This window comes from Variovorax sp. CF313, from assembly GCF_000282635.1.
GTDB lineage: Bacteria > Pseudomonadota > Gammaproteobacteria > Burkholderiales > Burkholderiaceae_C > Variovorax.
On sequence record NZ_AKIW01000105.1, the window covers coordinates 22,185 to 31,612 of the forward strand.

General features: G+C 68.2%; 8 protein-coding genes. 5 read left to right on the plus strand and 3 right to left on the minus strand.

What is annotated here, in order from left to right; translation table 11 throughout:
• Window positions 1–330 precede the first annotated feature (330 nt).
• Window positions 331–546, plus strand: coding sequence for a hypothetical protein (locus PMI12_RS24090; protein ID WP_007837669.1), 216 nt, complete (start codon window positions 331–333; stop codon window positions 544–546).
• A gap of 68 nt (window positions 547–614) precedes the next feature.
• On the opposite strand, the gene PMI12_RS24095 is transcribed toward PMI12_RS24090, so the two are convergent.
• The 3 genes from PMI12_RS24095 to PMI12_RS24105 all read right to left on the minus strand — a co-directional run bounded on the left by PMI12_RS24095 (window position 615) and on the right by PMI12_RS24105 (window position 5,054).
• Window positions 615–1,883, minus strand: a complete 1,269-nt coding sequence (locus PMI12_RS24095) for an MFS transporter (protein WP_007837671.1) — start codon at window positions 1,881–1,883, stop codon at window positions 615–617.
• Window positions 1,884–2,009: 126 nt separating this feature from the next.
• Entirely contained in the window at window positions 2,010–4,184 is a 2,175-nt protein-coding gene (locus tag PMI12_RS24100; protein WP_007837673.1) for a malate synthase G, read from the minus strand.
• A 129-nt stretch (window positions 4,185–4,313) separates the two neighbouring features.
• Entirely contained in the window at window positions 4,314–5,054 is a 741-nt protein-coding gene (locus PMI12_RS24105) for an IclR family transcriptional regulator (protein WP_007837677.1), read from the minus strand.
• A 97-nt stretch (window positions 5,055–5,151) separates the two neighbouring features.
• Here PMI12_RS24105 and PMI12_RS24110 point away from each other — a divergent pair, with 97 nt between their 5' ends.
• The 4 genes from PMI12_RS24110 to PMI12_RS24125 are packed head-to-tail and all read left to right on the plus strand — an operon-like array spanning window position 5,152 to window position 9,235.
• Complete coding sequence (locus PMI12_RS24110) at window positions 5,152–6,099, plus strand: hydroxymethylglutaryl-CoA lyase (RefSeq protein ID WP_007837679.1); 948 nt, start codon at window positions 5,152–5,154, stop codon at window positions 6,097–6,099.
• A complete protein-coding gene (locus PMI12_RS24115; protein ID WP_007837684.1) occupies window positions 6,092–7,282 on the plus strand; it encodes a CaiB/BaiF CoA transferase family protein in 1,191 nt (396 codons plus the stop codon). Before PMI12_RS24110 ends, PMI12_RS24115 begins: the two co-directional genes overlap by 8 nt.
• A gap of 4 nt (window positions 7,283–7,286) precedes the next feature.
• Window positions 7,287–8,267 carry a Bug family tripartite tricarboxylate transporter substrate binding protein gene (locus PMI12_RS24120; RefSeq protein WP_007837685.1) on the plus strand — a complete coding sequence of 327 codons (981 nt, stop codon included), beginning with the start codon at window positions 7,287–7,289 and terminating at the stop codon, window positions 8,265–8,267.
• Between the two features lie 41 nt (window positions 8,268–8,308).
• Window positions 8,309–9,235, plus strand: coding sequence for a LysR family transcriptional regulator (locus PMI12_RS24125; RefSeq protein ID WP_007837687.1), 927 nt, complete (start codon window positions 8,309–8,311; stop codon window positions 9,233–9,235).
• Window positions 9,236–9,428 lie beyond the last annotated feature (193 nt).

The following is a 9,428-nucleotide window of genomic DNA, read 5'->3' on the forward strand; positions in this document are numbered from 1 at the left end:
TTGAGTCGGATACGGCGCGGCCGCGCAACTGGATTCACGCGACGGCACCGCGTCGGCTTCGCGCCACAACCACCCATGCGGCGCTTGCGCGTCGCATGCGGGCTCGCCAAAATCCGCCCTTCGTTTTTCAGCGACTGTTTCTTTTCACCGCGCCTGGCGACGACCAACCTCCCGGGCGACAAACCAATCCAATGAACCGTTTCCTGAACACCTGATCCGCACACCGACCGCCCCGGCCGGACGTGCATCCATGCACCCGCCCGAGGCCCGTCGACAAAGGCCCCGCGCAGCCATTCGCCGGGGCCTTTCTGTTTTTCGGAGTGTGCGCACATGAGTGCTCAACGAAAGGCCAGAGACGACGACAAGCGTCTGGGCCGGTTTTACTTTTCGGTGCCCGGCGTGGCACCTCGCAATCCTGTAGTGGCCGCGATGGCGCGCGGCGAATCGAACCAGAAGGCAGGGCGCCACCTGCGCACGCATCGCGCCGAGCGGCGTGCGCAGAAAGTTGCGCTACAGAAGGCGGCCCGCAGCCTGCAGGAAGACTGACGGCATGCGCGAAGACATGGACGAGGCCGTCGTCGCAATGATCGCGGGCGGCGTGCTGATGCTGGCGATCAAGCGCTGAGCCGCACCGGCGCCGCGCGCGGCAGCACGAGGAACGCGAGCGTGCCCGCGGCCAGCATGCCCGCGACCGTGAGGAACACCGCGCGGAACGGCTCGACGCCATTCGCCACGGCCCACGACGCGGCCACGCCCGTCGTCCACTGCATCAGCGACACGCCGAGGAACATCGCCATGTTGAGCAGCGCCATCGCGCGTCCCGTCATCGCAGCGGGGTAGGCGTTCCTGGTGTAGGCGTACTGCAGCACGCTGTAGCCCGAAAGCAGGCCGTAGAAGACCGGCAGGCCGATGTCCACCGCGCGCGATTGCGTCAGCGCCATGGCGCCGAACATCAGCGCGCCGGCGAACGAACATCCCATCATCCAGTGTGCGCGGCGTGCGCCGCCCGGGTCCATCCGGCCGAACAGCGCCGGGCTGAGCATGCCGGCGACCGTCATGACCAATGCGACATTGCCGCTGGCCACCAGCGACAGGCCGTGCCGGTCGTGCAACACCGGCCCGAGCCACAGGCCGCGCAGCGTGATGAAGGCCGCGTACGACACGCAGGCGAAGCACAGCAGGCCCAGGGTGTGCGGCATCGCGAACAGCGGCAGCAGCTCGCGCACCGCCTTGCGCAGCGACTGGCGCTCGGCCGGCACTGCCTGCGGGCTCGCCTGGTCCACCGCACGCACCGGCTCGTGCACGCGCCAGAAGATGACGATCCACGAGAGCACGGCGAACCCGGCCAGCACCGCGTACCCCGCGCGCCACGAGGAAGCCTCGATCAGCAAGGCCAGCGGCGTGCCGGTGAACAGGATGCCCAGGCCGGCCATGCTCATCACCAGTCCCGACATGGCGGTGAAGCGCGAGGCGTCGAAGTGCCGTGCGATGAACACCGTGCACACCAGGAAGGCCGGCGCGCAGCCGACGCCGATCAGCGCCTGCCCCAGCAGCAGGGCGCCGAAGCTCGACGCCATTGCGCACAGCGCCGCGCCCGCGATGGCCAGCGGAAAGGCGACCAGCACCGTACGGCGCACGCCGAACATGTCGATCGACACGCCCATCGCGAGCTGCATGATGCCGAACATGAAGTGAAAGGTGCCGGCCCAGGTGCCGAGCTGTTGTGGCGTCAGGCCGAAGTGACTGGCGAGCGGCGTTGCCATCATGGCGCCGACGGTGCGGAAGGCCTGGCTCAGGGCGAAGGCGCTGGCGAGTGCGACCAGCATCGCGGCGGCCGAGGTTGACCAGCGCGGCGGAGGCGGCAATGCCGCATTCGTGTTCATTGAAAGGGAAGGATCGGGAAGAGAAGGGGGCGCCAAGAATGCTAACGGCACGCGGCCCTCATGCAGAACGGCGCCCTCGGGCGCCGTTCGTTCGCTTGAACCCCGGCAGGGTGCCGGGGATGCAGATCAGGCCTCGCCCTTCACCTTCAGGCGCCACGCATGCAGCAGCGGCTCGGTATACCCGCTCGGCTGCTCGATGCCCTTGAACACCAGGTCCTGCGCCGCCTTGTAGGCCGACGAGGTCGTGAAGTTGCCGGCCATCGGCTGGTACAGCGGGTCGCCCGCGTTCTGCTCGTCGACCACCTTGGCCATGCGCTGGAAGGTCTCGTCGACCTGCGCCTTGGTCACCACGCCGTGCAGCAGCCAGTTGGCGATGTGCTGGCTGGAGATGCGCAGCGTCGCGCGGTCTTCCATCAGGCCGACGTTGTGGATGTCGGGCACCTTGGAGCAGCCCACGCCCTGGTCGATCCAGCGCACCACGTAGCCGAGGATGCCCTGCACGTTGTTGTCGATTTCCTGCTGGCGCTCTTCGGGCGTCCACTTGGCCTCGGGCGTGATCGGCACCTGCAGCAGCGCATTGAGGATGTTGTCGCGCTCGGCATCGGCGTCGATCTTCTCCAGCTCCTGCTGCACGGCGGTCACGCTGACCTGGTGGTAGTGCAGCGCGTGCAGCGTGGCGGCGGTGGGCGAGGGCACCCAGGCGGTGTTGGCGCCGGCCTTGGGGTGGCCGATCTTCTGCTCGAGCATGGCGGCCATCAGGTCGGGCATCGCCCACATGCCCTTGCCGATCTGCGCCTTGCCGCGCAGGCCGCACGAGAGGCCGACCAGCACGTTGTTCTTTTCATAAGCGCCGATCCAGGCGCTCGACTTCATGTCGCCCTTGCGGATCATCGGGCCGCCCTGCATGGCGGTGTGCATCTCGTCGCCGGTGCGGTCGAGGAAGCCGGTGTTGATGAAGGCCACGCGCGCGGCCGCTTCGGCGATGCAGGCCTTGAGGTTCACGCTGGTGCGGCGCTCCTCGTCCATGATGCCCAGCTTCACGGTGTTGGCCGGCAGGCCGAGCAGCTGTTCGACGCGGCCGAACAGCTCGCTGGCGAAGGCCACTTCGGCCGGGCCGTGCATCTTCGGCTTGACGATGTAGATGCTGCCGGTGCGCGAGTTGCCCTTGCGCTTGAGGTCGATGGTGGCGATGGTGGTGGTCACCACGGCGTCGAGGATGCCCTCGGGGATTTCCTTGCCGCCGGCATACAGCACGGCGGGGTTGGTCATCAGGTGGCCCACGTTGCGCAGGAACATGAGCGAGCGGCCGTGCAGCTTCACGGGTTGGCCGTTGGCGCCGGTGTATTCGCGGTCGGGGTTCAGGCCGCGCGTGAAGGTCTTGCCGCCCTTGGCGACTTCTTCCGTGAGCGTGCCTTCGACGATGCCCAGCCAGTTCGAGTACGCGACCACCTTGTCGGCCGCGTCGACCACGGCCACCGAGTCTTCGAGGTCGAGAATGGTCGAGAGCGCGGCTTCGAGCACGAGGTCGCTCACGCCGGCCGCGTCGGTCTTGCCGATGGCGGTGTTGCGGTCGATGCGGATGTCGAGATGGATGCCGTTGTGCTTCAGCAGCACGGAAGACGGTGCCGCCGCGTCGCCCTGGTAGCCGATGAACTGGGCGGGGTCGGCCAGGCCGGTGCTGCTGCTCTGCAGCGCAACGACGAGCTTGCCGTCCTTCACGCTGTAGCCGGTGGCGTTCTTGTGCGAGCCGTTGGCCAGCGGCGCGGCCTGGTCGAGCACGTTGCGCGCGAACTCGATGACCTTGGCGCCGCGCACGGGGTTGTAGCCCTTGCCTTTCTCGGCGCCGCCGGCTTCGGAAATGGCGTCGGTGCCGTAGAGCGCGTCGTACAGCGAGCCCCAGCGCGCGTTGGCGGCGTTGAGCGCATAGCGTGCGTTCAGGATCGGCACCACCAGCTGCGGGCCGGCCTGCAGCGCGAGTTCGGAGTCGACATTCGCGGTGGTGGCCTTCGCGCCCTTGGGCTGCGGCAGCAGGTAGCCGATCTTCTCGAGGAAGGCGCGGTAAGCCGGCATGTCGGCGATCGGGCCGGGATTCTTCTTGTGCCAGGTGTCCAGCTCGGTCTGCAGGCGGTCGCGTTCGGCGAGCAGGGCGATGTTCTTCGGTGCGAGGTCGCTGACGATGGCGTCGAAGCCCTTCCAGAAGACGTCGCTGGCCACGCCGCTGGCGGGCAGGACCTTGTCTTCGATGAAGCGGTGGAGCTCGGTCGCGACCTGAAGTCCGTGGGCGGTGGTGCGAGTGGTCATGGGGTTTCTCCTTGAGAAAGATGCAATCCTGAACCGAACTTTATTCGATACTTTGCTGGCGAGTAAGGGCCGGGGGCGGGATTTATCTGTGACAAAAATAGATGTAATCGAAGCTCTTCCGCGATGGCGTCAGACCTGCCCGGTGAGCTCGCGCGCGGCCGCGCGCACTGGCTCGATATAGCGCTCGTCGTAGCGGTGCGTGGGCATCGTCAGCGTGACGGCCGCCGCGAGGCTGCCATCGGCATGGAACACCGGCGCCGAGATCCCCGCCAGTTCGGCCGTGCGGTCGCCCACCAGCGCGCAATAACCCTGCGTGCGGATGGCGTCGTACAGCTTGCGTTCCCTGGTGCCGCGCGGCCGCTCGGCCTCGGGTCCGAAGGCGATCAGCACGCGCGCCCCCGCGCCGCGGTCGTTGGGCAGCAGGTCGCCAGCGCGCACGTGGTCGCGCACCACATGCGATGAGTCGACCCGGAACTGGCACAGCCGCACCCAGCTGTCGCCCTGGTCCTGCCGCACGTGGTACGCGGCGCTTTCGCCCGTTGTTGCGGCGAGCGCGCGCAGCACCGGCGGCACGATGCGGTCGAGCGACAGCGACGCCGCGTACAGCCCGTGCAGCCGCGCGATCTCCATGCCCAGCGCGTAGCGGCCGTCGTCCTGCCGGCGGATGAGCCGCGCATGTTCGAGCGAGGCCAGCAGCCGCAGCACCGTGCTCTTGTAGAGCTGCGTGCGCTCGGCGAACTGCGCGAGCGACAGCGCCTCATCGCCCGGCTGGAAGGCGCAGAGCAGGCTCAGCGCGCGATCGACCGCGGCGGCGCCGCCGGGGGCGGCATTGAGGTCGGACACCGATTCGGTCAGGGCTTTGCGGGGCATGGCGTGGCTTGACAGTCGATTGGATCGATTGTTTAATTCTGTTTGTTGGAATGTAGTTCTATAAGATAGAACAGTCAAGCCCAAGGAGACAAGTTTGATGACCCCCCCCGACGTCCTCATCAGCGAGGTCGGTCCGCGCGACGGCCTGCAATCGGTCAAGGCCACCATGCCCACGGACCACAAGCTGCGCTGGATCGACGCGCTCCATGCGGCCGGCGTGCGCGAGATCGAGGTCGCCTCCTTCGTGCCCGCGAAGCTGCTGCCGCAAATGGCCGACGCCGCCGAGGTGGTGCGCCACGCCATCACGCTGCCCGGCCTCACGGTGATGGCGCTGGTGCCCAACCGCAAGGGCGCGCAGGCCGCGCTCGAAGCGGGCGTGCACAAGCTCACGATGCCGGTGTCGGCCAGCGTGGCACATTCGCTGGCCAACGTGCGCAAGACGCCGACGGAAATGGTGGAAGAAGTGCGTGCCATCGCCGAACTGCGCAACGCCGTCGCGCCGCAGGTGAAGCTGGAGGCCGGCATCTCCACCGCCTTCGGCTGCACGCTGCAGGGGCTGGTGCCGGAAGACGACGTGATCCGCCTTGCCGCGCAGTGCATCGAGGCCGGTGCCGACGAGTCGGGCCTGTCCGACACCGTGGGCTACGCCAACCCGGCACAGGTGCGCCGCCTGTTCAAGCGGCTGCGCGCCGAACTCGGCCAGCACGCCGGCGCGGCCCACATGCACAACACGCGCGGCCTCGGCATCGCGAACTGCCTCGCCGCGTGGGACGAGGGCGTGCGCACCTTCGATGCCTCGCTCGGCGGACTCGGCGGCTGCCCTTATGCACCGGGTGCGTCGGGCAATGCGGTCACCGAAGATCTCGTCTTCATGTTCGAGGCCATGGGCGTGCGCACCGGCATCGACCTGGAAAAACTCATCGCGGCGCGCGCGCCGCTCATGGCCGGGCTGCCCGGCGAACCGGTCTATGGCATGACGCCCGAGGCCGGCCTGCCCAAAGGTTTTGTTCAGGGCTTTGTCCAGGAAACCAGCGCACATGTCTGAAGCCAACCCACTTCCCTACGCCGGCGTGCGCGTCGTCGAGTTCACCCACATGGTCATGGGCCCGACCTGCGGCCTGCTGCTGGCCGACCTCGGTGCCGAGGTCATCAAGGTCGAGCCCATCGAGGGCGACAGCACGCGGCGGTTGCTCGGCTCGGGATCGGGCTTCTTCCCGACCTTCAATCGCAACAAGAAGAGCATCGCGCTCGACCTCAAGAAGCCCGAGGGCGTGGAGGCCGCGCTGCGCCTGATCGCCACGGCCGACATCGTGAGCGAGAACTTCAAGCCCGGCACCATGAAGAAGCTGGGGCTCGACTACGACACGCTCGCCAAGCTCAACCCGCGCCTCATCTACGTGAGCCACAAGGGCTTCCTGCCCGGTCCCTACGACCACCGCACCGCGCTCGACGAAGTGGTGCAGATGATGGGCGGCCTCGCCTACATGACGGGCCGCTCGGGCGACCCGCTGCGCGCGGGCACCAGCGTGAACGACATCATGGGCGGCATGTTCGGCGCCATCGGCGCAATGGCCGCGCTGCGCCAGCGCGACCTCACCGGCAAGGGCTGCGAAGTGCAGTCCGCGCTGTTCGAGAACAACGTGTTCCTGGTCGCGCAGCACATGATGCAGTTCGCCGCCACCGGCAAGGCGGCCGACCCGATGCCCAGCCGCATCTCGGCCTGGGCTGTGTACGACGTGTTCACCGTGAAGGACGGCGAGCAGATCTTCCTGGCGGCCGTGAGCGACAAGCAGTGGGCCATCTTCTGCAAGGCCTTCGGCCTCGAGGAGATGCTGGCCGACCCGCGCCTGAAGACCAACAACGACCGCGTGCTGGCGCGCGAATGGATGATGCCCATCCTGCGCTCGCACCTCGCCAACCACAGCGCGGCCGAACTCAGCGCGGTGTTCGAGCAGAACGAGCTGCCCTTCGCGCCCATCACCAAGCCGCAGGCGCTGTTCGACGACCCGCACCTCAACGCCACCGGCGGCCTCGCGCCGGTGCGCATGAACGACGGCAGCATGGCGAAGGTGCCGCTCATGCCGTTCACGCTGGCCGGCGAACGCCCGGGCATCCGCCTGCAGCCGCCGCGCATGGGCGAGCACGGCCGCGAGCTGCTGAAAGAAGTGGGCTACAGCGACGAGGAAATCGCCGCGCTCCAAACGCACAACATCACCCTCGGAGACTGAACTCATGTTTTCCAATGCACGGCGCGCCTTTCTGGCGTGCGCCGCGGCCGCCGCATGGCTGAACGCCGCACCTGCCTTCGCCGACACCGCCTGGCCCGACAAGCCGGTGCGGCTCATCGTTCCCTACACGCCCGGCGGCGCCACCGACATCGTGGCGCGGCTGGTCGCGCAGAAACTGGCCGACGACACCAAGTGGACCTTCATCGTCGACAACCGCGCGGGCGGCAACGGCAACATCGGCATGGACGTGGTGGCCAAGGCCAAGCCCGACGGCTACACCATCGGCCTGGGCCAGACCGCCAACCTCGCGATCAACCCGACGCTTTTTCCGAAGATGCCCTACGACGCATTGAAGGACCTGATGCCGGTGTCGGTCGTGGCCTCGCAGCCGGTGGTGCTGGTGGTGCGTGCCGACGCGCCGTTCAAGACGCTGGCCGAGCTGGTCGCCGCCGCCAAGGCCAAGCCGGGCGAGATCCGCCAGGCGCTCGCGGGCACCGGCACGCTCGGCCACATGGCCGGCGAGGTGCTCGCCAAGCGCGCGGGCTTCAAGGTGCTCAACGTGCCCTACAAGGGCGCCGCGCCCGCCATCACCGACCTGCTCGGCGGCCAGACCGACTACATGTTCGCCACGCCGCAGGGCGCGCTCTCGATGGTCAAGGGCGGCCGTCTGCGCGCGCTGGCCGTCACCTCGGCCAAGCGCCTGCCGGTGATGCCGGACGTGCCCACCGTGGCCGAGAGCTACAAGGGCTTCGAGGCGGTGGACTGGAAGGCGCTGGTCGCGCCGGCCGGCACCAGCCCCGAGATCGTGAAGAAGCTCAGTGCCGCCGTCGACAAGGCGCTGGCCAAGCCCGCGACCATCTCTCAGCTGCTGGCCGAAGGCAGTACGCCCGTCGGCGGCAGCCCGGAGCAGGCGGTGCAGTACATCAAGGCCGAGCACGCGCGCTGGGGTGCCGCGGTGCGCGAGGCGGGCGTGCGGCCCGAATAAAGAAGAGGGCGGAACAAGGCGGGCGATATAGTTTCCGCCCCATGGACCGCCTCAAGCAGCTCGAATCCTTCGTTTCCGTCGCAACCCGCGGCGGTCTCACGGCCGCGGCCAAGGCCGAAGGCGTGGCGCCGGCCATCATGGGCCGCCGGCTCGATGCGCTCGAGGAGCGGCTGGGCGTCAAGCTGCTGGTGCGCACCACGCGTCGCATCACGCTCACGCACGAGGGCAGTGCCTTTCTCGAAGACTGCCAGCGCCTGCTGACCGAGTTCGCCAACGCCGAGGCCAGCGTGAGCGCCGGCGGCGTCAAGGCCAGCGGCCACCTGCGCGTGACCGCACCAGCGGGCTTCGGCCGCCGCCACGTCGCGCCGCTCGTGCCGCGCTTTCATGCGCTGCACCCCGAAGTGACGATCTCGCTGAACCTCAGCGACCGCGTGGTCGACGTCACCGGCGAGAGCTTCGACTGCGCCGTGCGCGTGGGCGACCTGCCGGATTCCTCGCTGGTGAGCGTGCGGCTGGCCGACAACCGCCGCCGCTGCGTCGCCACGCCGGAGTTCGTGCGGCGCCACGGCAAGCCGAAGCACCCGGGCGAGCTCTCGCGCTTTGCCTGCCTCGCGCTGTCCAGCGATGCCTCGCAGACGCGCGGCTGGGCCTTTCGCATTACCGCCGAGAGCGGCACGCAGGAACTGATCCACCTGCGCCCCAGCGGCCCGCTCGATTGCTCCGATGGCCAGGTGCTGCACGACTGGTGCCTGGCAGGCCACGGCATTGCATGGCGCAGCACCTGGGAGGTCGAGGCCGAGATCGACGCCGGCCTGCTGGTGCCGCTGCTCGACGAATTCGCCGCGCCGCCCAACGGCATCTACGCGGTGTTCGCGGGCGCCAAGCACCTGCCGCTGCGGGTTCGGCTGTGGCTTGATTTCCTCAAGGAGCAGTACGGGAAGCCGGAATTCTGGGGCGGGAGGGCGTAGAGCGCTTTCGCCGCGTCACAATCTGTTTACATTCCAATTCCATTGACGCTCCACCCACGCTGAAGGTGATCGCGGCTTCTTCGCGGAACACCGAGGGACCGGCTTTGCCGGGCCTCAGGTGTTGCCCCCGGCAGGGGGAAGGAGAAGCGACACGAAATGCGCGAAGCCTGGGGGCGAGTCACAGCCTTGAAAG